Source organism: Quadrisphaera sp. RL12-1S, assembly GCF_014270065.1.
Classification (GTDB): domain Bacteria; phylum Actinomycetota; class Actinomycetes; order Actinomycetales; family Quadrisphaeraceae; genus Quadrisphaera.
Genome location: NZ_JACNME010000003.1, coordinates 180,319 through 203,683, shown reverse-complemented (window position 1 = coordinate 203,683; position 23,365 = coordinate 180,319). Strand labels below are relative to the sequence as shown.

The window sequence follows — 23,365 nt, the reverse complement described above, 5'->3', positions numbered from 1 at the left end:
TGACCTGCTGCTCTTGCCGATCACGGCGCCCCCCGACCGGGAGACGGCTCAGCGGTCGGTGGTCGCGGGCACCTGCTGCCCGGGCACCTGGACGGCCGCGGGCGCCAGCGGCTCCGGCGGCTGCCCGGGCTCATCGGGCTGCTCGGGCTGCTCGGGCTGCTCGGGCTGCTCGACGGACCGCGCCTGGGCCCGCTCGCGCTTGCGGGCCTTCTCCCGCGCCTTCTCCCGGCTGCGGTCGAGCGGCCGGTCCAGCCGGGGCTCGGCGTCGTCGTCGTCCTCGTCGTCGCCGCGCAGCGCCTCGGCGGTGACCAGCTCCAGGTCGGCCAGCAGCGAGCGCAGCTCGGAGCGCACGAAGTCGCGGGTGGCCACCTCGCTGACCGCCAGGCGCAGGGCCGCGACCTCGCGGGCGAGGTACTCGGTGTCGGCGAGGTTGCGCTCGGCGCGCTGGCGGTCCTGCTCCAGGCCCACGCGGTCCCGGTCGTCCTGGCGGTTCTGCGCCAGGAGGATCAGCGGCGCCGCGTACGACGCCTGCAGCGACAGGATCAGCGTCAGCAGCGTGTAGTTCAGCGACTTGGGGTCGAACTGCAGCGGGACCGGCGCGAGCGTGTTCCACGCGATCCACGCCACGCAGAACACCGTCATGTAGAGGATGAACTGCGGCGTCCCCATGAACCGCGCGAACGCCTCCGACAGCCGCCCGAAGCGCTCCCGGTCCAGCCGGGGCACGCGCGGCGCCAGCCGCTGGCCGCCCTCGCGCGGCTGGTCCAGGCTGTCGCGCCGCCGGCCCTCGCGCTCCTCAGCCACGACCCGCTCCCTTCGTGCCGCGCGGACGCGGCGCCGCGGGGTCCACGGCCCGCAGCTGCCCGGTCACCGTCTCCAGCTCCGCCCGGGGCTCGACGGCCTCCTCGTCCACCTCGCGCCAGTCGTCGGGGAGCAGGTGGTCGAGCACGTCGTCCACGGTCACCGCGCCCAGCAGACGGCCCTGCGGGTCCGCGACGGGCAGCGACACCAGGTCGTACGTGGCCAGGCGCCTGGTCACCACCGCCAGCGGGGTGTCCGGGGCCAGCGGCTCGATCTCCCGGTCGAGCAGCCCGCCGATCGCCTCGTGCGGGGGCTCGCGCAGCAGCCGCTGCAGGTGCACCACGCCGAGCAGGCGGCCCGTCGGGGTCTCCGTGGGCGGGCGCACCACGAAGACCGCGGCCGCGAGCGTGTAGGGGACCTCCGTGCGGCGCACCGTGGCCAGCGCCTGGGCGACTGTCGCCTCCGGGCCCATGACCACGGGCTCGGTGGTCATGAGGCCGCCGGCGGTGTCCTCCTCGTAGGCGAGCAGGCGGCGCACGTCGCGCGCGTCCTCCGGCTCCATGAGGCCCAGCAGCTGCTCCGCGGCCTCCTCGGACAGCTCGTTGAGGAGGTCGGCGGCGTCGTCGGGCTCCATCGCCTCGAGCACGTCGGCGGCGCGCTCGCGGCCCAGCGCGGACAGGATCTGCACCTGGTCGTCGTCGGGGAGCTCCTGGACGACGTCGGCGAGGCGCTCGTCGTCCAGCTCGGAGGCGAGCTCCACCCTCCGCTTCAGCGGCATGTCGTGCAGGAGGTCGGCGATGTCGGCCGGCTTCATCTCCTCCAGGGAGGCAGCCAGCAGCGTGGCGCCCTGCTCCTGGGGGGTGCCGAACAGGCCCGCGGCGTCGTGCACGTCGATGAGGGCCGTGGAGCCCTTGCGGCGCAGCCCCTTCTTCTTGCCGGCCTTGCCCGCCTCGCGGACGAACAGCCGGCCCACCTCCCAGTCGCGCGAGCGCGCCTGCTCCAGGGCGACGTCCTCCACGAAGCCCTCCACGGGCCCGTCGACGTCGCCGCCGTGCACCGCCTTCGCCGCGGCGCCGTTGAGGACCACCTCGCGGTCGAAGAGGTCGGTGATGACGAGCACCTCGGCCTCGCGCTGCTCGAAGCGCCGCACGTTGAGCACCCCGGTGGTGATGACCTGGCCGGTGTCCATGCTGGTCACGCGTGTCATGGGCACGAAGATGCGCTTCTTGCCGGGCACCTCCACCACCAGGCCGACGGCTCGCGGGCGACGGGCGGCCCTCGGGACGACGACGACGTCGCGCACCCGTCCCACGCGGTCGCCCACGGGGTCGAAGACCGGCAGCCCGGCCAGGCGCGCGACGAAGACCCGGGACGGTGCGCCGCTCACGTGCACCGAGCGTAGCGGCGCTCGCTGGGCGTTCCCCGGGACCGCGCACCCGCCCGGGGGACGGCGGGACGCGCGGGCAGGGGGTGCTCCCGGCCGGCCGAGCGCCGACGGGCGCAGGTGGGCCCGCCGATCTAGCGTGGCGGCATGGCTTCCAACCACTACGGCGTGCCCGGCATGGGCGAGGGCGACTCCGCGAAGGTCGCCGAGATCCTGCAGGACCGGCTGTACGCCCTCAACGACCTCCACCTGACCCTCAAGCACGTCCACTGGAACGTGGTGGGCCCGCACTTCATCGCCGTGCACGAGATGCTCGACCCCCAGGTCGACACCGTCCGCGAGTACGCCGACGAGGTCGCCGAGCGCATCGCCACCCTCGGCGGGTCGCCGAAGGGCACCCCGGGCGCGCTCGTGGAGAACCGCAGCTGGAACGAGTACTCCATCGGCCGCGCCGGCGCCATCGAGCACCTCGGCGCCCTGGACCTCGTGTACTCGGGCGTCATCTCCAGCCACCGCGAGGCCATCGAGGCCACCGGAGAGGTCGACCCGATCACCGAGGACCTGCTCATCGGCCAGTCCGGCCAGCTCGAGCAGTACCACTGGTTCGTGCGGGCGCACCTGGAGAACGCCGGCGGCGAGCTCTCCACCACCGGCGCCACCAGCGAGGTCGAGGCGGCTGAGCTCGCCGAGGCCGGTACCGAGGAGTCCGTGTGACAGCAGGGTCGCCGCAGCCCCGCGTCCGCGGGGGCATCACGCTGCCCACCGGCTCCGAGATCGCCACCTACGCCACCTACCTCGAGGCGCAGAAGGCGGTCGACCACCTCTCCGACGAGGGGTTCCCGGTGCAGCTGGTGAGCATCGTCGGCAGCGACCTGCGCAGCGTCGAGCGCGTCACGGGCCGCCTGACGTACGCCCGGGCCGCGCTCGCGGGGGCGGCGTCGGGCCTGTGGTTCGGCCTGTTCCTGGGCCTGCTGCTCACGCTCTTCGTGGGGGGCAGCGGTCTGAACGTGTGGCTGGCCGCGGTGCTCATCGGCGCGGGCTCCGGGATGCTCTTCGGCGTCATCAGCTACGCGCTCACGGGCGGCCGGCGCGACTTCACGTCGGTGAACGCCATCCTCGCGTCCCGCTACTCCGTCATCTGCGCGGACCAGGAGGCTGGTCGCGCCCGGCGGATGCTCGAGGGCCTGGAGGGCGTCCGGCCGCTCCAGCGGGAGACCGGCCAGCTCTGAGCCGCGGCCCCGCCTGACGCACGAGGCCCGTCGTCGTCCTGGACCAGGACGACGACGGGCCTCGTCGCGCGAGCGGCGCTCAGCGCAGGGAGGCCATCCAGCTCTCGACGTCGGCGGGGCGGCGCGGCAGCGCGGCGGACAGGTTGACGCACCCGTCCTCGGTGACCAGCACGTCGTCCTCGATGCGCACGCCGATGCCGCGCAGCTCGTCGGGGACCAGCAGGTCGTCGGCCTTGAAGTACAGGCCCGGCTCGATGGTGAAGACCATGCCGGGCACCAGCTCGGCGTCGAGGTACATCTCGCGGCGCGCCTGGGCGCAGTCGTGGACGTCCAGGCCCAGGTGGTGGGACGTGCCGTGCACCATCCACCGGCGGTGCTGCCCGCCGGTCTCCGGGTCCAGCGCCTCCGCGGCGCTCACCGGCAGCAGCCCCCACTCCTCCAGCCGCGCCGCGACGACCTCCATGGCGGCGGCGTGCAGGTCGCGGAACTTCGAGCCGGGACGGGCGACGGCGAAGGCGGCGTCGGCGGCGTCGAGCACCGCCTGGTAGACGCGCCGCTGCGGCGGGGAGAAGCGTCCGTCCACCGGGAGCGTGCGCGTCACGTCGGCGGTGTACAGCGAGCTCGCCTCGACGCCGGCGTCGACGAGCACCAGCTGGCCCGGGCGCACCGGACCGTCGTTGCGGATCCAGTGCAGCGTGCAGGCGTGGGGCCCGGCCGCCGCGATGGTCTCGTAGCCGACGCCGTTGCCCTCCCGGCGCGCGACGCCTTCGAAGGCGCTCTCCACCACGCGCTCGCCGCGCTCGTGGCGCACCGCGGCGCGCAGCGAGCGGGCGACGTCGGCGAAGCCGGCCACGGTGGCGGCCACCGCCTCCTGCAGCTGCTCGACCTCCCAGGCGTCCTTGACCAGGCGCAGCTCGGACAGCGCCTCCGCCAGCTCCGCGTCGGGGTCGGGCCGCTCGCCGTCGGCGCCGCCAGCGGCGGGGGCGGACGGGTCCGCGGCGAGCCGTCCGGCCTCGACCAGGGCGCTCACCTGCGGGTCGGCGTCGGGGACGACGCGCACGACGCCCCGCGGGGACGGCAGGGGGCCGGTGAGGGCCTCGGTGAGCCCCTCCACATGGCGGCAGGCCAGGCCCAGCTCGGCCTCGACGTCCTCCAGGGACGGGCGCACGCCCACCCAGAACTCCCCGTACCGGGCATCCGCCCAGAACTCGTCGGTGGTGCGCTCGGCCCGGGGCCGGAAGAACAGCTGGGCCTCGTGCCCGCCGTCACCGCGAGGCTCCAGCACGAGCACGGCGTCGGGCTCGCGGTCAGCCCCCAGGCCGGTGAGGTGCGCGAACGCCGAGTGCGGGCGGAAGCGGTAGTCGGTGTCGTTGCTGCGCACCTTGAGCGGCCCGGCCGGCAGCACCAGACGGTCCCCGGGGAACCGGGCGCTGATGCGCTCCCGGCGCGCCGCGGCCCACGGGGCGGCGGCCAGCCGCTCCGGGGGAGCGGGACGGGGGGCCCAGCCCCCGGCGATGAAGTCGCGGAACGCCTGCGACGTGGGGCGCTGGCTGCGGTTGGACCCGCGCTCGGCCAGCCGCTGCGCCTCGCCGGGCCCCGCACCCTCCCCGGCCTCCGGCTCCACCGCTCCGGTCGGCGCGTCCGGGGTGCCAGGGGTGACCGGCGTGCCAGGGGCCTGCGGGGAGGCGACCTCGACGAGGGGACGGTCGACGGTCTCGGCGGTGCTCGTGGCCTCGCTCATGCCCCGATCCTCCCACCGCGCGTCCGGGCCCGGTCCAGGCCCTCGAGGTGCGCCTGGGGCGGGGCGCGCAGACCCGGCTCAGCCGGTGGGGCCGCCGACGGGGTCGCGGTGCGTGACCGGCCGTCACCAGGCTCATGGTCGCGCTGCGCCACCTGGGCGTCGCTCTGAGGTCATCGTCGTGTCGGTTGTGCCCCGCTTCGTCCACCCCCATGCTGGAACCTCCGCTGACGTCCACCGCACGTGGTGGCGCCGCGAGGGGGGTTCCATGAACGACGCCGGTCGCCGGGGCGACGGGCCGTCCCGCCGTGCGCGGGTGAGGTCCACCACTGCCCTCTGCGCCGTCGCGGTGGTCACCGCGTCCGTGGTCGCCGCCTCCGCGGACGCCGACCGGACCCCGCCCGAGGTGGTGCTCGTGGCCCCGGCGGCGGTCTCGTCGACCGCGGGCGGGTCCAGCCAGGGCCCGTCGGCCTCGGTGGTGCCCCTGTCCGACGCCGCGACCGTCCCGGCGGACGGCGCCGACCCGTCCGCCGCCCCGCCCGCCGACGGCGGTCGCGAGGTCGGTCCGCTGGTGGTCCAGGGGACGCAGGCCGGCATCCCCGAGCGCGTGCTCGCCGCCTACCGCGCCGCCGCGGACCGCACGGCCGCCACCGACGCCAGCTGCCGCATCCCCTGGCAGCTGCTGGCCGGCATCGGCAAGGTCGAGTCCGCCCACGCCGGGGGCGGCAGGGTGGACGCCTCCGGCCGCACCACGACCACCATCCTCGGCCCGCTCCTCGACGGCTCCTCGGCCGGAACGGCCGTCATCACCGACAGCGACGGCGGGCGCTACGACGGGGACGCCCGCTTCGACCGGGCCGTCGGCCCGATGCAGTTCCTCCCCGGCACCTGGCGGGCGTGGGGCGCCGACGCTGACGGCGACGGCGTCGCGGACCCCAGCGACGTCGACGACGCCGCGCTCGTCGCCGCCCGCTACCTCTGCGCCAGCGGCGCCGACCTCTCCACCCACGACGGCCAGGTGGTGGCCCTGTGGCGCTACAACCGCTCCGGCGCCTACGCCGCCACCGTCCTGGCGTGGACGCAGGCGTACACCGAGGGCCTGTCGGTGCTGCCCGCGCTGCCGGAGCTCGTGCCGCTGCCCGCCGTCCCCACCCGCACCACCCCGCCCCCCACCCAGGCCGCGGCGCCCGCGCCCGCCGCGCCCGCCCCCGCCGACCCGGTCCCGCCGACCTGCGCCCCGGCGGCCGACGCGCTCGCGGCGGCGGACCCGAGCGCCAGCACGACGCCCGCGCCCACCGGTGGGCCGACTGCGGCGACCGCTGCGCCGACGGCCGCCCCGACGGGGGAGCCGACCCCCGCACCCGCGGAGCAGCCCGGGAGCGCCACCTGCTGCCCCGTCCCGGAGCCGTCGAGCACCGCCACGGCGGAGCCCACCCCGGCTCCGACGGCGACGGCGACGGCGACGGCGACGGCGACGCCGACACCGGCGACCGGTGGGCAGCTGGTCGCGGCGACGCCCGCTCCGACCGCGGTCCCCACCTGCGAGCCGACCGCTGAGCCGACCGCGGAGCCGACCGCTGAGCCGACCGCTGAGCCGACCCAGGCGGCCTCGCCCACCGACTCGCAGCACCACCGCGGTGGCCACTCCCACGACGCCCCTTCCCCGACGAGCGCCGCGTCCTCACCGACGCCCACCGCCTCGCCCACCGCCTCGCCGACCGGGACGCCGACCGCCTCGCCGACCGGGACGTCGACGGACGAGCCCTCGGCGCAGCGGTCCACGGCCTCGCCGTCGCCGTCGTCGTCGTCCTCGACGACCGGCTCGTCCACGGCCTCGGCGCAGCCGACGCGCTGAGCCCGCGCTGGTCGTCAGGTCCTCGGGCGGTCGAGGTCGCCGGCGCGACCTAGGCTTCCGGGGTGCTCATCGACCTGCACACCCACTCGACCGCCTCGGACGGCACGGACGACCCCGCCGGGCTCGTCAGCGCCGCGGCGGACGCGGGAGTGCGGGCGATGGCCATCACCGACCACGACACCACCTCCGGGTGGGCCCGCGCGGGTCGGCAGGCGGAGCGCTGCGGCGTGCTGCTCCTGCCCGGTGCGGAGGTGTCGTGCCGGGTCCGCGGCGTCACCGTCCACCTGCTCAGCTACCTGCACGACCCGCAGGAGCCCGAGCTCGCGCAGACGCTCGCCACCTCCCGCGACATCCGGTTCAGCCGCGCCCGCACCATGGCCGAGCTGCTCGGGCGAGACTTCCCGATCACCTGGGACGACGTGCTGGCGCAGGCGGCGCACGGGGCGACCGTCGGCCGGCCGCACGTCGCGGACGCGCTGGTGGCCGCCGGGGTGGTGGCCGACCGGGACGAGGCGTTCGCGGGGCTGCTGGCCGACGGCTCGCCCTACGTGGTGCACCACGGCGCGCCGCACCCCGTCGAGGCGGTGCAGCGGGTGCGGGCCGCCGGCGGGGTGCCGGTCATCGCCCACGCGCTGGCGTCGGCGCGCGGCAAGGTGGTGGGGGAGGACGTGCTGGAGGAGATGGTCGCGGCGGGCCTGGCCGGGGTGGAGGTCGACCACCGCGACCACACCGAGGACGCCAAGGCGTGGCTGCGGGACTTCGCGAAGGCCCACGACCTGCTGACCACGGGCTCCAGCGACTACCACGGCACCGGCAAGCAGAACCGCCTCGCGGAGAACACCACCTCGCCGGAATCCCTGCAGCGGATCCTCGCCGAGGGGCGCGGGGTGGATCCGGTGGGCACCCTCAAGGCGCTGCCGTGAGCGAGCAGCAGCAGCTGCCGGGCATGCCGGTGCGGCTGTTCCGCTGCACGCCCACCAAGCTCACCACCTTCGAGGACTGCCCGCGCCGCTACCGGTTCACCTACCTCGACAGGCCGACCCCGCAGCGCGGCGGGGCGTTCGCGCACACGAGCGTCGGGGCGGCCGTGCACACCGCGCTGGCGCGCTGGTGGGACCAGCCGCTGGAGCAGCGCACGCCGGAGCGGGCCGCGGAGCTGGTGGCGCAGGCGTGGACCGCGTGGCCGACGCCCGCCAGCGGCGGCTTCCGGGACGCCGAGCAGTCGCAGGCACAGCGCCTGCGCGCGCAGGCGGCGGTGGAGGCCTACGCCGCCCGGCTCGACCCGCGCGCCGAGCCCGTGGGCGTGGAGCGCACGGTCGGCACCCCGACCGCCGCCCTGGCGTTCTCGGGCCGGGTGGACCGGATCGACCGGCGGCCGCGTCCCGAGGGCGACGGCGACGAGCCCGTCGTCGTCGACTACAAGCTCGGCCGCAGAGCGCCGGACGACGACGACGCGCGCTCCTCCCTCGCGCTCGGCCTCTACGCCCTGGCCACCGGGCGGACGCTGCGGACGCGGTGCCGCCGCGTGGAGCTGCACCACGTGCCCACCGGGACCGTGGCGGCGGCCGAGCACACGAGCACCTCCCTGGAGCGGGTGGTGCGGCGGGCGGAGTCCATCGCCTCGGACGCGGTCCGCGCCGAGGCCGCGCTGGCCGCCGGGGCCGACCCCGACGAGGCGTTCCCGACCGCGCCGTCCGCGCTGTGCGCGTGGTGCGACTTCCGGCCCTCGTGCCCGACCGGTCAGCGGACGGTGCCCGCCGCCGAGCCCTGGGCCGCCCTGGACCCCGCCTGACCCCTCTCCTCCGCGACGATCATGCGCCTGCACGCCACCACCTCGTGACGATCATGCGCCTGCACGCCTCTACCTCGTGACGATCATGCGCCTGCGCGCCACGTCCACGCGGTGCGACCTCCTCGCCGGCGGACCCTCGACGTCAGGCCTCGCGGCCGGCCGAGGCCGCCACCGGGAGTGACCTCGGTCAGTTCTCGAGGTCACTTCCTGGCGAAGTGCACCTCCAGGTGACCGCGGTCACCTGAAGACGGCGCGCACCACCGGACTTTCGGGTGCTGACGAGTCGAAGCCCCGGCGCAGCCGCGGTGGTGGCGCGCTGACGCGTGATCGTCGCGGGGTGGTGGCGCGGGGGTGCGTGATCGTCGCGGAGCGGGGCTAGGAGGCTTCGGCGAGGCGCCGCACCGCCCGCTTGCGGTGCTCGGACTGCTCCACCCCCGGGACCTTCCCCGCCGAGCGGACCAGCGCCAGGCGCAGCGCGCGCAGGGTCGCCGTGGTGGCCGCCTCCACGGACGCCCCGGTCCCGGGCAGCTGCGGCAGCGCGTACATGCGCCGCGCCCAGCCGGGCAGCGAGGCGACGGCCGCGCTCGCCACCCCGAACCACACCGGCGCCGCGGGCGTGGTGAGCAGCACCCTCGGCTCCATCGGCGGTGCGACCACGTAGGTGGCGGCCTCGCGCGCCTCGCGGGTGACCCGCAGGTGCGGGCGCACCTCCTCGAAGTAGGCGGCCAGGTCGGCGCGGCTGGCAGGCACCACCTCGGGTCGCACGCCCACCAGCTCAGCGGCCACGACCTGCTCGGCCACGTACCGGTCCGCCGTCTCGTCGCTGACCGCGTCGCGCGGGGGCCGGCTGCGCGAGACGACGTCGAGGATGCTGTCCACCAGGGCGCAGTGGATCCACAGCAGCAGGTCCTCGTCGTCGGCGCGGTACTCCAGGCCCGTGTCCGGGTCGGTGCCGCGGATGCGCGCGTGGATGCCACGCACCCGGGCGGCGGCCCGGTGCGCGGTCCGCGTGCTGCCGAAGGTGGTGGCGTCGACGTACTCCCCGGTGCGCTGCAGACGCTGCCAGGTCTCCTGCTTGAAGGTCGAGTGCTGGGCCACCACGTGCATGGCGAGCGGGTGCAGCGCCTGCAGCACCAGCGCGCGCAGCCCCGCCGGCCCGATCATCGGGTCGGTGTGCAGCTCCCACGTGGCGCTCGCAGGACCGAACAGGCCGTCGTCGGCAGCGTCGTCGCCCACTTCTTCCCCCATCGGACCATCCTCACCCCGCGCGCGTCGGCAGGCCCGGCGAGGCGCTCACGCCCGGCAGCTCCACCACGCGGGCGAGCACCGCGCCGTCCGGCTCCACGCGGCTGGCCAGCACGGGCTGGGGCGCTGTGGCCGGCCCGTGCACAGCGGATCCGTCGGACAGCCGGAACGTGCTGCCGTGCCACGGGCACACCAGGCACTCCTCGCCCCGCTCCCGCACCACCTCCCCGCCCGACAGCGGAGCCGCGAGGTGGCTGCAGGAGTCGGCGAGGACGCTCACGCCGGTGCGGGTGCGGACGACGACGACGGGGACGTCGCCCAGCTGCGCCCGGGTGGGAGCGTCGACCTCGAGGTCGTCCCAGGTCGCCACGCGGTACCAGCCCTCGGGGGCCACGTGCGGCACGTGCTCGGCGTGGGAGGCGCCCGCCGCCCACCGGTAGGCGAGGTGGCCGCCGAGCGCCGCACCCGCCGTCGCCGTCGTCAGCGCGGCCAGCGACCACAGCCGTCCGCTGGTGCGCCGGCCGCGCCAGCGCTGCACCAGCGACAGGGCGACCATGGCCGTGGCGGCGTAGTTGCCGGCGGCGTGCACGAGGCCGAGCCGCTGCTGGTCCTCGTGGAGGTCTGACCAGTCCGTCCACCCCGAGGCGATGGTCGGGAGGGCGGCCGCCAGGCCCGTGGCGGCCAGGGTGCTCGAGGCCGCCTCGGCGCCCTCCTCCAGGTCTTCGGGCACCAGGCCTGTGAGCGTGAGCGCATCGACCAGCGCCGAGCTGGTCCAGGAGCCCACCACCACCTGGGCCAGGATCGGGTGCAGCGGGTGCCCGATCGGCGTGCCGTGCAGGAGGTCCGCCAGCCAGCGCGGCTCCACCCGGTGCACGAGGTCGCGCACGGGTGCTGCGAGCGGGTCGAGCCAGGACCAGTGGACCGGCGCGTCGAGGACGCGCAGCAGGAGCGGGCGTGGGGAGACCGCCGAGGGACCAGCGGAGGTGCCCGAGCCGGCGGCGGGGTGGTGCTCGACCATGCAGCCCAGCCTCACCCCGCTCGCCCAGAGCCGCGAACCGATCACTCAGGGTGATCACTGCAGGTCGAAACCGCGCAGACGAGCGCCCGGCCGCGGTTCCGCGACGTGCGGGAACCGCAGCCGGGCGCTCGTCTGCGGGAAGAGGTGGGTCAGTCGCCGGTGCCGGCAGCGGGCGCTGCGTCGCCGCTGCCCTCGCCGCTGCCCTCGGTGGACTGACCGGAGCGACCGCGACCGCGGCCACCGCGGCGACGACGACGGCGCGGTGCGCCCTCGCCGCGCTCGGCGGCCTCGCCGTCCGGCCCGGTGCCGCCGGAGCGGTCGGGCAGCGCGATCTGGTCCAGGCTCACCGGGGCGCCGCCCTCCTCGGAGGTCGGAGCCTCGGCAGCGCCGGTGGCGCTGCCGACGCCCGCGCCGGAGCCACCACGGCGGCGACGGCGGCGGGGCTGCTCGGAGCCCGAGCCCTCCTCGCCCTGGACGCGCTCCGGACGGTCCTCGCGCGCCGGGCGCTCGGAGCGGGCGGGCCGCTCGGAGCGCTCGCCGCGCGCGGGACGGTCACCGCGGCCGCGGCCACCGCGCTCGCCCCCGCGTCCACCCCGGCCGTCGCGGTCGCCGCCGCGACCCCCGCGGTCGCCGTCGCGGCCACCGTGCCGGCGCCCGGTCTCGCCGAGGTCCTCGAGCTCCTCGGCGTCCAGGCCGGCGCGGGTGCGCGCCGACCGCGGCAGGCGGCCCTTGGTGCCGGCGGGGATGCCCAGGTCCTCGTACAGGTGCGGCGAGGTGGAGTAGGTCTCGACGGGCTCGGGGATGCCCAGGTCGAGGGTCCTGTCGATCATCGTCCAGCGGTGCAGGTCGTCCCAGTCGACGAACGTCACCGCCGTGCCCGTGGCGCCCGCGCGGCCGGTGCGGCCGATGCGGTGCAGGTAGGTCTTCTCGTCCTCGGGGCACTGGTAGTTCACGACGTGCGTGACGTCGCTGACGTCGATGCCGCGGGCGGCGACGTCGGTGGCCACCAGCACGTCGACCTTGCCGTTGCGGAACGCGCGCAGCGCCTGCTCGCGGGCGCCCTGGCCGAGGTCGCCGTGGAGCGGCGCGGCGGCGAAGCCGCGGTCGACCAGCTCGTCGGCCACCTTGGCGGCGGTCCGCTTGGTGCGGGCGAAGACGATGGTGAGCCCGCGGCCGTCGGCCTGGAGGATGCGGGCGAGCACCTCGACCTTGTCCATGGCGTGGGCGCGGTAGATGTACTGCGTGGTCGCCTTGACCGTGGCGCCGTCGTCGTCGGGGTCGGCGGCGCGGATGTGCGTCGGCTGGCTCATGTAGCGCCGGGCCATCGCGACCACGGGGCCGGGCATCGTGGCGGAGAAGAGCAGCGTCTGGCGGCCGGCCGGCGTCATCGACAGCAGCTTCTCGACGTCGGGCAGGAAGCCCAGGTCGAGCATCTCGTCGGCCTCGTCCAGGACGACGGCGCGGGCCGCGGCCAGGCTGAGGTGGCCCTGCTGCGCCAGGTCGAGCAGGCGACCGGGCGTGCCGACCACCACCTCGACGCCGCGCTGCAGCGCCTCGACCTGCGGCTCGAACGCGCGGCCGCCGTAGATGACCAGCACGCGGGCGGCGCGGTCGGTGGCGGCGCGCTCCAGGTCCCGGGCCACCTGCACGGCCAGCTCGCGGGTGGGGACGACGACGAGCGCCTGCGGCTTGCCGGGCGCCTCGAGGGCGTCCCAGCCGTCCTCGCCCGGGCCGGTCACGCGCTGGATGACGGGCACGCCGAAGCCGAGGGTCTTGCCGGTGCCGGTCTTGGCCTGGCCGATGATGTCGTGGCCCGCCAGCGCGACCGGCAGCGTCATCGCCTGGATCGGGAACGGGTGGGTGATGCCGGCGCGGTCGAGCGCGGCGACGATGGCCGGCTCCACGCCGTAGTCGGCGAAGGACTTCTCCGCGAGCGCCTCGGCGGTGGGCGTCTCGTCCTCACCGGCGAGGATCGCGTCCTCGGGGAGGGCCGCGCGGTCGGCGTCGCTCGCGGCGACGGCGGCGACCTGCTCGTCGGTGGACTGGTCGGTGGTGGTGTCGGGCACGGAAGGCCTCACGTCTCGGTGGCAGGAGCTCGTCGGGCGCCGGTCAGTGGTGACGGCGCGGCTCGGACGGCTCCGCGGCGGTTCGGCTGCCGATCGTGGCAGCGACCGGTCGACCGAGGTTGTCAAGCCCCATGCTACCGGCGCCCGCCGTCGGGTCGTCGTCCTAGTCTGATCGGCATGACGCCGCCCCGCCTGAGCCGATCGTCCGCCCGGGCCGACAAGGGCGCGGACAAGAGCGCCGCTGGCGGCGCCGACGGGATCGGCCGCGGGGGAGCGCTGCAGGCCGAGGTCGACCTGCTGGGCGCCCTGGCCTACGGAGAGCTGACCGGTTTCCTGCGCCTGTCCGCCCACGCCGACAAGGCGCCCACGCTGGAGCAGACCGCGGAGGTCGGTGCCCTGGCCGTGGAGGAGTTCCGCCACTACACGCTGCTCGTGGAGCGCCTGCGCGAGCTCGGCGCCGATCCCCAGGCCGCGATGCGGCCCTTCGTCGCGGCCGTGGACGCCTACCACGAGCGCACTACGCCCAACGACTGGCTGGAGGGCCTGCTCAAGGCCTACGTGGGCGAGGGCATCGCCACGGACTTCTACCGGGAGGTGGCGGCGTTCGCCCCGGCACCCACCCGCGAGCTGGTGGAGAAGCTCCTCGACGAGACCACGGGGGCCGAGTTCGTGGTGGGGGCCGTGCGCGAGGCCACCGACCGGGACCCCCGGGTGGCCGGCCGCCTGGCGCTGTGGGGGCGGCGCCTGGTGGGGGAGGCCCTCAGCCAGGCGCAGCGGGTGGCTGCAGACCGAGACTCGCTCACGGTGCTGCTCGTGGAGGGCGGCGGCGCGGGGACGGACCTCGTGGCCATCGGCAAGATGTTCAACCGCCTCACCGAGAACCACGTGCGCCGCATGCTCCGCCTGGGCCTCACCGCCTGACCCGACTTCCGTGATCATGGACTTCCCGTGCGCTTTCCCCCGCGAAACTGCTTCGGAAGTCCATGATCACGATCGTGTGAGGGGTGTCAGGAGCGGGTGGTGAGCCACTCGGCGAAGGTCTGCCTGCCGAGGCGGGCCCACGGGCCGGGCAGCGCGAGCCCGCGGCGCAGCCCGGCGCCGAACCCGCCCGGCAGCGGCACCTGCACCACCCGGGCCCCGCTGCCCCCGGCGAGCAGCCAGCGCCTGACCAGGTCGGCCATGACCTCCACCCGGGGTCCGGCCAGGTCGGGCACCGCGCCCTGCGGCTCGTGCAGGGCCAGCGCCACCAGCTCGTCAGCCACCTCGGCCGCGGCCACCGGCTGGCAGACGAACTCCGGCACGAGCACCAGCTGCGGGTCGCCACCGCGCGGTCCGCGCGGTACTTGCAAGGATCCCAGAGCCGCGAGCGCTGGCGCGAACTCGTGGAACTGGGTGGTGCGCAGCAGCGTCCACCCGCCCTCGCGGCGGGTGGTCAGCAGGCGCTCCTGCAGCGCCTTCCCGGCGTAGTAGCCGGCGTCCACCCGCGCTGCCCCGACGATCGACAGCGCCACGTGGTGGCCGACGCCCGCCTCACGGCCGGCCGTGAGCAGCGCCGTCGTCGTCGTCCTGAAGAAGGCTCGGCTGCCCGCGGCGGTCTGCGCAGCGGGACCGGTGGGGCCGAGGACGTCGACCACGGCGTCGCAGCCCTCCAGCGCGGTGACCAGCGCGGCGCGGGGGCCGCGGAGCACGTCGACACCGGCCGAGCGGCTGAGGACGACGGGCTCGTGGCCCGCCGCGCCCAGCCGCTCGACCACGAGGCGGCCGACGGCACCCGTGCCGCCGGCCACCGCGACGCGGCTCATCGACTGCGGCTCAGCAGTGACTCAGCAGCGGGTCAGAGAGCGCCGAAGCCGACGCCGCGCTTCTCCTCGGAGCCGATCTCCACGAAGGCGATCGCCGCGCCGGGGACCAGCACGGTGCGGCCGCGCTCGTCCTTGAGGGTCAGCGTGGTGCCGCCCTTGAGCGCGGCGCTCACCGCGGCGCTGACGTCGGCGACGCTCTCGGTGGACTCCAGCACCACCTCGCGGGGGCTGTTCTGCACGCCGATCCGGATCTCCACGGGGCCTCCTGGGCTGGATGTGCTGCTGACTGCCTGTTGACGGTCCTGCGTGCGCACCGCGTGCGCAGGGCTCCATCCTGCACCGAGGGGTCGGGAGCGGGCGCAGGACGAGTGCTGGCGTTCGCCCTCGCCGAACCCGCGGGGTCTGTGACACTCCGTGAAGCGCCCACCGCAGGACGCTCACGCACTGCCGACACCCGCCGGGAGGCGCACGATGACCGGCCAGACGATCGGCCAGACCACCGACCGCACCGCTTCGCGCGTGGACGACGTCGTGAGGGTCGCGCTCACCGTGCCGGGCGTGACCGGCGTGCGCGTGCAGGCCGCGGCCGACGGGTCGGCCACCGTCCGCCTCGAGCTGGTGCCCGGAGCCGACGAGCAGCAGGTGGCCGCCGCTGTGGAGGCCGCGCTGGAGCGCGACGCCGCGGTCGGGCCGGTGGCGCCCGAGCACTCCGCCGGGTCCGGCGCCGGGTCCTCCGCGGGCCTCGCCCCCGGCGCCGAGCCCGGTCCGGGCCCGGTGGCCCTGGTCGCGCCGGTCGCTGCGGCTGGCCCTGCCGCGCCGGCGGACGAGGCCGCCGCCCCCGAGGCGCCCGCCGCCGCGGAGGTCCCCGCGGCGCCCCGCGGGGCGCGCGTGCCCATGCCGGCCGTGACCCCGGAGAAGACCGACCGCCCGCGCACCGGGCGCATCTCGGTGCCCCCGCTGAGCGCCTCCTCCGTGGCCGCGACCCCCGCCCCGCAGTGGCTGGGCGACGTCACCCCGGAGCCGAAGGGCGACGGCGGCGAGCGCCTCGTGCTGGAGCGCGTGCAGGTGGTCACCGAGGGCCTGTCCACCACGGCCACCGTGGTCCTGGCCCGCGGCCGCGCGGTGCACACCGGTGTCGCTGAGTCCGCGAACACCCCCGCCGGCGGTCCTCGCGCGCTGGCGTCGGCGACGCTGCGCGCGCTGGAGTCCGCCGCGGGCGGCAGCCTGCGCGCCGAGGTCGAGGCGGTGCGCCCCTGCGAGCTCGACGGCCGCGCCGCCGTCACGGTGATGGTGGGCACGGCCACCGCGCGCGGGAGCGAGCAGCTGGTCGGCACGGCGCTCGAGGGCGGCGCGCAGCCCGCCGTCGTCCGTGCCGTCCTGGCGGCGTGCAACCGCCGCCTCGCGCCCGACCTGCGCTGACCCGCCCAGCCCCCCTTCCCGCCCTTTCCGGGGAGAGTGCGGCAAGGGGTGGGCGTGCGAGAGTGGCGAGGTGGAGCCGCTCGTCGAGCCCGGGCCCCCGCTGACCCCCGAGGAGCGCCAGCGGTGGTCGCGCCACCTCCTGCTGCCCAGCGTCGGTGAGCTCGGCCAGCGCCGGCTGCGCGCCGCGCGCGTGGGCGTGGTCGGGGCGGGGGGCCTGGGCTCCCCGGTGCTCGCCTACCTCGCGGCCGCGGGCGTCGGTGAGCTGGTGGTCGTCGACGACGACGACGTCGAGACCTCCAACCTCCAGCGGCAGGTGCTGCACGGCGCCGCGGACGTCGGACGGCCCAAGGTCGACTCCGCCGCCGACGCGCTGGCCCGCCAGGCGCCCTGGACCTCCGTGGTCCGCGCGCCCGAGCGCCTCACCGCCGACAACGCCGCGCGGCTGCTCGCCGGGTGCCACCTGGTGGTCGACGGCGCCGACAACTTCGCCACCCGCTACGCCGTGGCCGACGCCTGCGAGCAGCTGGGCGTGCCCGAGGTCTTCGGCTCGCTGCTGCAGCACGACGCCCAGGTCGCCGTGTTCTGGCCCGGTCACCCCTCGGGGGCGCCGGGGTACCGCGACCTGTTCCCCGCGCCGCCACCGCCCGGCTCCGTCGCCTCCTGCGCCGAGGCCGGCGTGCTCGGTGCGCTGTGCGGCGTGGTCGGCTCGGTGATGGCGGTCGAGGCGGTGAAGCTGCTCGTGGGGGCGGGGGAGCCGCTGCTCGGCCGGCTGCTGGTGCTGGACGCGATGGCGATGTCCTGGCGGACCGTGGGCGTGCGCACCGGGCCCGCCGGTGCCGCCCGTGCCGCGGTGCCCCAGCCGCGCGCCGAGGAGCCGCTGCCCGCTGACGCCGAGGTGACGCCGCGCGAGCTCGCCGAGGCGCTGGCCGGCGGCGTCGACGTCGTCCTCGTGGACGTGCGGACGGAGGCGGAGCGGCAGCTGGGGGCGCTGCCGGGCGCCGTCCACGTCCCACTGGAGGACGCCGTGGCCGGGGTCCTGCCGCCGCTGCGGCCGGGGCGGGTTGTGGTGCACTGCCGCTCCGGCGCCCGCTCGGAGCGGGCCGTGCGCGCGCTGCGCGCTGCCGGCCGCACGGAGGTGGCGCACCTGCGCGGGGGCCTGCTGGCGTGGGCGGCGGAGGTCGACCCCGACCTGGTGGTGGCCTGAGCGCCTACGCTCGTGCGGTGACGACCTCCCTGGCCGCCCCCGGCGCCGAGACCAGCGCGCCCGAGCTCGTGGTGCTGCTCGACTCCCAGCGCCGTCCTGTCGGCAGCACCCCGAAGGCGGGCGTGCACACCGCGGACACCCCGCTGCACCTGGCGTTCTCCTGCTACGTCAGCGACACCCGCGGCCGGCTGCTGCTGACGCGCCGCGCGGTCTCCAAGCTGACCTGGCCGGGCGTGTGGACCAACTCCGTGTGCGGCCACCCGGCGCCGGGGGAGCCCTTCGAGGACGCCGTGCGCCGCCGTGCCCGCCAGGAGCTGGGCCTGGAGGTGCGCGACCTCGTGGAGCGCCTGCCCGAGTTCGCCTACCGCGCCGTAGATGCCTCCGGCGTGGTGGAGAACGAGTTCTGCCCGGTCTTCACGGCCGTCGCGGACGCCGACCCCGTGCCCGACCCCGACGAGGTCGCGGAGTGGGCGTGGGTCGAGTGGGACGACGCTGTGGCGCTCGCCGCCCGCACGCCGTTCGCGATCTCCCCGTGGGCCGTGCTGCAGCTGGGCCAGCTCAGCGCGCTGCCCGACCTGCGCGGGGCCCGCCGCTGAGCCCCCAGGCCGGACCCCGGCGGCAGCGGCCGCCGGGACGCGCCTACATCGACGACGTCGGGCCGCTCGTCCTCGCCATCCCCGAGGGCATGGCGCTGACGTACGGCGACGTCGCCGAGCTCACCGGCTGGGGCGCAGCCCGCGCCGTCGGCGCGGTGATGAGCCAGCACGGCCACGAGCTCCCCTGGTGGCGGGTGGTGCGCGCCGACGGCTCGCTGCCCGAGGGGCTGACACCGCGCGCGATGATCCACTGGGCTGACGAGGGCCACCCGCTGGTACTGGGCACGAGCCGCCTCGACCTGGCGCGGTGCCGCTGGGACGGCCCCGAGGACGCCGCCGGCTGACGAACCGGAGGGCGAGCGCAGGGATCGTCCACCGGGCCGTGCGTACGGCCCGGTCGGGCGCTCACGACGACGACGAGGGCGCCCGTGTCGTCGCTGCTCGCGCCGCCGCCTCACCCTCGGAGACGTCCGGCCGGGGTTCGTTCGAGGTGGCCCGATGAGACGGACCACCGGACGGGGCATGTGAGACGCGGTGGCTGAGCGTGACGCAGGTAGGGGCGGCCACCGCACGGGCCGTTCGCGAAGCGGTCCGCGAGTGAGACGGCTCTGCCGCGGAGCTGGCCGGTGGGGTGGTGTGTCAGCGCTGCTGCTCGAAGGAGTCCAGCACAGTGGCCAGGGCCACCCGCAGCGGCTCGGGGTCGCGGCGGGCCTGGGTCAGTACTAATCCGCCCTGGACAGCGGCCAGAAGCGCCAGCCCGGCGACTTCCACGTCGAAGTCCGCAGGCAGCTCGCCGCTGGTGCGCACCCGGCGCAGTCCTTCCGTCAGCGCGTCCTGCCAGCGCTGCAACCCCACCGCGACGTCAGCGCGTACCAGCGGGTCATCCTCACCCACCTCGATGCCGATCGACCCGATCGGGCACCCACCCACGCAGTGGCGCTGGCGCTGCAGCTCCACCAGGGCGTCGGCCCAGGCCCGGAACGCGGCCAGGGAGTCCAACTGCGCCAACCACGGCTGCTGCGCCGCCAGCACGGCCTCGCTCTGGCGGGCCACGACGGCCCGCACCAGGTCCTGCTTGTCAGCGAAGTAGTGGTACAGCTGCGAAGCGCTGACCCCTGCCTCGTTGCGCACCGCCTCCAGGGCGGTGCGCTCCACCCCGTGCACGAAGACCAGCCCAGCCGCCGCGTCGATGATGCGCGCCCGGGTGGTGCGGCCCTTGGCCGTCAGGGTCGCGGGATCTGCTGGGGGCGCCACGACACCACGGTAACCGTTTTGGACTTGACATTCCATTCTTGCTCCCCCAGAGTCTGGATCGTTCGTTCCACTCTTGGAGGACTGATGACCACCACCACCACGGCGGCAGCGACCGGCACCGCGCAGCACCCCCTCACCGGGCGGACCGCCCTGGTCACCGGCGGCACCAGCGGCATCGGCCGCGCGACCGCTGCCCGCCTGGCAGACCTCGGCGCGCACGTCCTCATCACCGGCCGCGACGCTGGCCGCGGCGAGGCCGCAGTGGCTGCGATCCGCGCCCGCGGCGGCGAGGCCGACTTCGTGCGCGCCGACCTGCGCGACGCCGCCTCCGCGCGGACGGTGGCCCAGCAGGCCCTCCAGCTCGGCGGCGGCCACGTCGACGTCCTGGTCAACAGCGCCGGTGTCTTTCCCTTCGGCCCCACCGCCGACACCGACGAGGAGACCTTCGCCCAGGTCTACGACCTCAACGTCAAGGTGCCCTACTTCCTGGTCGCCGAGCTCGCCCCGGGCATGGCCGAGCGTGGTGAGGGCGCGATCATCAACGTCACCACGATGGTCGCCTCCTTCGGCATGGCCGGGATGGCGCTGTACGGCTCCAGCAAGGCCGCCCTGACCTTGCTGACCAAGGCGTGGGCCGCGGAGTTCGGACCGTCCGGGGTGCGCATCAATGCCGTCAGCCCCGGTCCCACCCGCACCGAGGGCACCGCGGCTATGGGCGAGGCGCTGGACCAGCTCGCCTCCCAGGGCCCCGCCGGGCGTCCCGGTGAGGCCGACGAGGTCGCTGCCGCGATCGCCTACCTGGCCAGCCCGCAGGCCTCTTTCGTCCACGGTGCGGTGCTGCCGGTCGACGGCGGACGCATCGCCGTCTGAGCACCCCGGCGCCCCCGCCGCTCGGGACGGCGGGGGCGCCGGCCGGCCGCCTTATCAGTTCCGGGTCCCTGAGACGCCAGCGCTCTGTTCGGAAGGCGATCCCTACCGAGACCCTCGGCGTCCGCACCGCCGGGGAGCGGAGGCACGCGCGGGGCGTCTACCGCCGATAGCTCATCGAACCGGCCTTCTAGGGCCAGTGATCGGATTGATTAGGGAGTTGGCCTGACACGCCCAGCTCCCAGCAAGTGCGCGGCGTTGCTGGCCGTAGCGGTTCGCCAGCCCACAGCTTCTTCGTGTTCCGCCGCGTCCAGAGAGGCCTGCTGCACCTGCACCGCTGAGTCCGGGGTGAAGCAGTAGTCGCTGCCGTACAGGAGGCGGTCGGTCTGCACGAGCCCGAGGAGCGCAGGAAGGGCTGCGGGCTCGGGCGTGCCCGCCAGGTCGTACCAGAGGCGCGCCAGCTGCGCCCGCACGGATGGAGCGCCGGACAGGTCCGGTGAGGACTGTTTGATGAGGTCAGCGCGGTCGGCGAGCAGGGGCAGCACGCCCCCGCTGTGAGTGACCACCATCTTCACCTTCGCGTGCCGGAGCAGGGTGCCGCTCATCGTCAGCCCGACCACCGCACGTGCGCTTTCGAAGAGGAACTCCATCAGCGGGCGGGGCATGTCCAGGCCTGGTGTCCGCTCGGGTGATGTCGGGTGCAGGAGCACCACGGCTTCGCGCTCGTCGAGGGCGGTGAGCAGCGGTTGGAAGAGGGGCTCGTGCAGGTAGTGCCCGCCTGCGCTGGTCATCAGCGCCACTGCTTCCCAGCCGGGCAGCGCGGCGGAGCGTTCCAGCTCGGTCAGGGACGCTTCGACGTCGGGCAGCGGGAGGGTGGAGAAGAAGCGGAAGCGTCCTGGGTGGTCGAGGGTCAGCTGTGAGGCGGTGTCGTTCATGTGACGTGCGAGGTCGGCTGCGGCGGCGGGATCACCGAAGTGGACACCCGGGGAGGAGGTTGACAGCACAGCGGTCGCGATGCCGGTGCGGTCCATGAGCGCCAGGTGCTCTCCGGCGTCCCAGGACGGCCAGGTGGGCATCCCGTCGGGGTGCTTGATCCCCGCAGCTTTCGCCTGGCGAACGTAGCGGTCGGTGAGGAAGTGGGCGTGGACGTCGACCAGTGCGGCGCGCGGGTGATGGGTCATCGCTCTCCACGGTGTGGTTCTCGGAGTCCGGCTGTCACAGGGATGTGGCGGTGGGCGGCGTGCCGGCGTTGGGGCTCGACGTCGGGGACTCCGACGGGCGGGTCCGTGAGCACGCCCTAGCGCTCGGGCGCACGCCACACCCCAAGGGGGGTCGGTGCAGCTGTCGTTCGACCGGGTGGCGGTCCCGGCGGTCCCGGCGGGCGCGGCAAGATCGGCGTGCGCTGTCGATGGTGATGAAGGCGGCTGCGGCGAGCACGATCAGGCCCACGGTGGACATCGCGGCGGTGAGGCCGTCGACGAAGGCGCCCTGCACCGCGGCGGTCAGCGCCGGGGCCAGCGGGCCTGACTGGGCGGCGACCGCCAGCCCCGCTGCGGCGGAGTCGTTGACGGCCTGCACGGCCTGGGCGGGCAGTCCTGCCGGCAGTGCTGGCAGGGCGTCGGTGTAGTGGCTGCTGTAGACCGATCCCATCAGCGCGATGCCGACGGCGGAGCCGACCTCGCGGGTGGTGTCGTTCATCGCCGAGGCCACGCCCTGCTTGTTCCCGGGCAGGGAGGTGACGATGGCGTTGGTGGCGGTGCTGCTGGCCAGCCCCATCCCCAGGCCCGCCACAGCCAGGGCCGCCACGAACGGGCCGTAGCCGGACTCGACCTGGAGCTGGGAGGCCATGAACAGCGCTGTCGCCAGCAGCGCCAGGCCGGTGACCATGACCACGCGGGACCCCACACGGGCGGCCAGGCGGGGTGCGACCCGGGAGGCCGGCAGGATCACCACGGCGACCGGGGCCATGGCCAGCGCGCTGCGCAGCGGGCTGTAGTCGAGAATGAGCTGGAGGTACTGCAGCCCGACGAAGAAGAACCCGAAGACCGCCATGAACTGCACCACCACGGTGGTGGCGCCGTGGGTGAAGCCGGCCCTGGTGAACAGGCGGGGGTCCAGCAGGGGGTCGGCGCGGCGCAGCCCGGCCCACAGGTAGACCGCCAGGCCCAGCGCGCAGGCGGCGAAGGCCGCCAGCACCTCCGGTTCGTGCCAGCCAGCCTCGTTGCCCTCGATGATGGCGAACACCAGCGCGCCGACGGCCACGGCGGTGCTCAGCGCCCCGGTCACGTCGAAGCCCCGGCGCCGGCCCCCGCGGTGTTCCGGCGCACCGGTCTGTCCACGGGTCTGCTCGCCGATCTGCTCGCGGGTGTCGGGGGCCAGCAGTGCGGACAGCACCCCGGCCACCACGGCCACGGCCGCGGTGACCACGAAGATCGACTCCCAGCCCCAGCGCTCCAGGAGCGACCCGGCGACCAGCATCCCGATGATCGACCCGGCAGCGGCGAAGCCGGACCAGGTCGCCACTGCGCGGGCGCGCTGGGCGACGGGGAAGACGGCGGTGATGGTCGACAGGGTGCCGGGCATGATCATCGCAGCCCCTAGGCCCATCAGTGCCCGCCAGGCGATGAGGGTGTCGGCGTCGGTGGTCAGTGCGGCGGCGGCTGCTGCGGCGGCGAAGACGCCGGTCCCCGCGACCAGGACGCTGCGCCGTCCCCAGCGGTCTCCCAGGGCGCCGATGGGCAGGACGAGGGCGGCCAGGGCCACGGTGTAGCTGTCGGCGATCCATGTCAGCTGGGCGTTGGTCGCCTGCAGGCTGACGGCCAGATCGGGCAGGGCCAGGTTCAGCGCCGAGACCGAGGCCACCACCAGCACCAGAGCCGTGCACATCGCGAACAACACCCCGCGGCTGCCAGCGCGTCCGGTCGGCGGCACCTCCTCGCGCGCCGGAAGTGGACCGCCGAGCAGAGGGTGCCCCTCCCCCCGCTCCTGCGATCGCCGCGCGAGCGCTCCGGCTGCTGGGGCAGAGGTGGCAGCACTGACCCAGTCCGACCTTGCATCACCTCGGTCGGGTCCAGCGGCGGAGCAGTCGGCGTGGC

Annotated in this window: 22 protein-coding genes; 11 read left to right on the top strand and 11 right to left on the bottom strand. The window is 75.6% G+C overall.

Translation table 11 applies throughout. From position 1 onward, the window contains the following. Positions 1-48 precede the first annotated feature (48 nt). The gene (locus H7K62_RS07220; RefSeq protein WP_186717265.1) at positions 49-804 is read right to left on the bottom strand and encodes a DUF1003 domain-containing protein; all 756 of its coding nucleotides are present in this window, start codon (positions 802-804) and stop codon (positions 49-51) included. Continuing rightward, on the bottom strand, positions 797-2,188 hold the full coding sequence (locus tag H7K62_RS07215; protein ID WP_186717264.1) for a magnesium transporter MgtE N-terminal domain-containing protein: 1,392 nt from the start codon (positions 2,186-2,188) through the stop codon (positions 797-799). The genes H7K62_RS07220 and H7K62_RS07215 overlap by 8 nt, the downstream gene beginning before the upstream one ends. 144 nt (positions 2,189-2,332) lie before the next feature. Here H7K62_RS07215 and H7K62_RS07210 point away from each other — a divergent pair, with 144 nt between their 5' ends. Together H7K62_RS07210 and H7K62_RS07205 are read left to right on the top strand one after the other, a co-directional pair. Continuing rightward, positions 2,333-2,899, top strand: a complete 567-nt coding sequence (locus H7K62_RS07210; protein ID WP_186717263.1) for a Dps family protein — start codon at positions 2,333-2,335, stop codon at positions 2,897-2,899. Beyond that, positions 2,896-3,414 carry a general stress protein gene (locus H7K62_RS07205; RefSeq protein WP_186717262.1) on the top strand — a complete coding sequence of 173 codons (519 nt, stop codon included), beginning with the start codon at positions 2,896-2,898 and terminating at the stop codon, positions 3,412-3,414. The genes H7K62_RS07210 and H7K62_RS07205 overlap by 4 nt, the downstream gene beginning before the upstream one ends. A gap of 79 nt (positions 3,415-3,493) precedes the next feature. Here H7K62_RS07205 and H7K62_RS07200 read toward each other — a convergent pair whose 3' ends face one another. Then, positions 3,494-5,155 carry an aminopeptidase P family protein gene (locus H7K62_RS07200; RefSeq protein ID WP_186717261.1) on the bottom strand — a complete coding sequence of 554 codons (1,662 nt, stop codon included), beginning with the start codon at positions 5,153-5,155 and terminating at the stop codon, positions 3,494-3,496. Between the two features lie 313 nt (positions 5,156-5,468). Between H7K62_RS07200 and H7K62_RS23620 the strand changes: the two genes are divergently transcribed. The 3 genes from H7K62_RS23620 (at position 5,469) to H7K62_RS07185 (ending at position 8,799) form a co-directional block, all read left to right on the top strand. Next, on the top strand, positions 5,469-7,007 hold the full coding sequence (locus H7K62_RS23620; RefSeq protein WP_186717260.1) for a lytic murein transglycosylase: 1,539 nt from the start codon (positions 5,469-5,471) through the stop codon (positions 7,005-7,007). Between the two features lie 62 nt (positions 7,008-7,069). Continuing rightward, positions 7,070-7,930, top strand: a complete 861-nt coding sequence (locus tag H7K62_RS07190) for a PHP domain-containing protein (RefSeq protein ID WP_186717259.1) — start codon at positions 7,070-7,072, stop codon at positions 7,928-7,930. 23 nt (positions 7,931-7,953) lie between these two features. Further along, entirely contained in the window at positions 7,954-8,799 is an 846-nt protein-coding gene (locus H7K62_RS07185) for a RecB family exonuclease (protein WP_186717522.1), read from the top strand. 375 nt (positions 8,800-9,174) lie between these two features. On the opposite strand, the gene H7K62_RS07180 is transcribed toward H7K62_RS07185, so the two are convergent. From H7K62_RS07180 to H7K62_RS07170, 3 genes are all read right to left on the bottom strand, one after another. Then, positions 9,175-10,047, bottom strand: coding sequence for an oxygenase MpaB family protein (locus H7K62_RS07180; RefSeq protein ID WP_186717258.1), 873 nt, complete (start codon positions 10,045-10,047; stop codon positions 9,175-9,177). Positions 10,048-10,057: 10 nt separating this feature from the next. After that, entirely contained in the window at positions 10,058-11,062 is a 1,005-nt protein-coding gene (locus H7K62_RS07175; RefSeq protein ID WP_186717257.1) for a Rieske 2Fe-2S domain-containing protein, read from the bottom strand. Positions 11,063-11,211: 149 nt separating this feature from the next. After that, positions 11,212-13,128, bottom strand: a complete 1,917-nt coding sequence (locus H7K62_RS07170) for a DEAD/DEAH box helicase (protein WP_370591655.1) — start codon at positions 13,126-13,128, stop codon at positions 11,212-11,214. A 177-nt stretch (positions 13,129-13,305) separates the two neighbouring features. Here H7K62_RS07170 and H7K62_RS07165 point away from each other — a divergent pair, with 177 nt between their 5' ends. Beyond that, positions 13,306-14,049, top strand: coding sequence for a ferritin-like fold-containing protein (locus H7K62_RS07165; protein WP_186717256.1), 744 nt, complete (start codon positions 13,306-13,308; stop codon positions 14,047-14,049). Positions 14,050-14,135: 86 nt separating this feature from the next. On the opposite strand, the gene H7K62_RS23250 is transcribed toward H7K62_RS07165, so the two are convergent. Both H7K62_RS23250 and H7K62_RS07155 read right to left on the bottom strand, forming a co-directional pair. After that, positions 14,136-14,930, bottom strand: a complete 795-nt coding sequence (locus H7K62_RS23250; protein WP_186717255.1) for an SDR family oxidoreductase — start codon at positions 14,928-14,930, stop codon at positions 14,136-14,138. 32 nt (positions 14,931-14,962) lie between these two features. Beyond that, entirely contained in the window at positions 14,963-15,187 is a 225-nt protein-coding gene (locus H7K62_RS07155) for a DUF3107 domain-containing protein (protein WP_186717254.1), read from the bottom strand. A 214-nt stretch (positions 15,188-15,401) separates the two neighbouring features. On the opposite strand from H7K62_RS07155, the gene H7K62_RS07150 reads away from it, so the two are divergent. The 4 genes from H7K62_RS07150 to H7K62_RS07135 all read left to right on the top strand — a co-directional run bounded on the left by H7K62_RS07150 (position 15,402) and on the right by H7K62_RS07135 (position 18,493). Beyond that, positions 15,402-16,349 (top strand): hypothetical protein, encoded by a 948-nt coding sequence (locus tag H7K62_RS07150; protein ID WP_186717253.1) that lies wholly within the window; start codon positions 15,402-15,404, stop codon positions 16,347-16,349. A 70-nt stretch (positions 16,350-16,419) separates the two neighbouring features. Next, positions 16,420-17,553 (top strand): ThiF family adenylyltransferase, encoded by a 1,134-nt coding sequence (locus H7K62_RS07145; RefSeq protein ID WP_186717252.1) that lies wholly within the window; start codon positions 16,420-16,422, stop codon positions 17,551-17,553. A gap of 17 nt (positions 17,554-17,570) precedes the next feature. After that, a complete protein-coding gene (gene idi, locus H7K62_RS07140; RefSeq protein WP_370591654.1) occupies positions 17,571-18,149 on the top strand; it encodes an isopentenyl-diphosphate Delta-isomerase in 579 nt (192 codons plus the stop codon). Next, entirely contained in the window at positions 18,035-18,493 is a 459-nt protein-coding gene (locus tag H7K62_RS07135; protein ID WP_370591653.1) for an MGMT family protein, read from the top strand. Before idi ends, H7K62_RS07135 begins: the two co-directional genes overlap by 115 nt. A 295-nt stretch (positions 18,494-18,788) precedes the next feature. Here H7K62_RS07135 and H7K62_RS07130 read toward each other — a convergent pair whose 3' ends face one another. Continuing rightward, complete coding sequence (locus H7K62_RS07130) at positions 18,789-19,403, bottom strand: TetR/AcrR family transcriptional regulator (RefSeq protein WP_222437216.1); 615 nt, start codon at positions 19,401-19,403, stop codon at positions 18,789-18,791. Positions 19,404-19,487: 84 nt separating this feature from the next. Between H7K62_RS07130 and H7K62_RS07125 the strand changes: the two genes are divergently transcribed. Then, positions 19,488-20,273, top strand: a complete 786-nt coding sequence (locus H7K62_RS07125; protein ID WP_186717249.1) for an SDR family NAD(P)-dependent oxidoreductase — start codon at positions 19,488-19,490, stop codon at positions 20,271-20,273. 209 nt (positions 20,274-20,482) lie between these two features. Here H7K62_RS07125 and H7K62_RS07120 read toward each other — a convergent pair whose 3' ends face one another. Continuing rightward, on the bottom strand, positions 20,483-21,451 hold the full coding sequence (locus tag H7K62_RS07120) for an amidohydrolase family protein (RefSeq protein WP_186717248.1): 969 nt from the start codon (positions 21,449-21,451) through the stop codon (positions 20,483-20,485). A gap of 34 nt (positions 21,452-21,485) precedes the next feature. Beyond that, on the bottom strand, positions 21,486-23,156 hold the full coding sequence (locus tag H7K62_RS07115) for an MFS transporter (RefSeq protein ID WP_186717247.1): 1,671 nt from the start codon (positions 23,154-23,156) through the stop codon (positions 21,486-21,488). Positions 23,157-23,365: the final 209 nt, after the last annotated feature.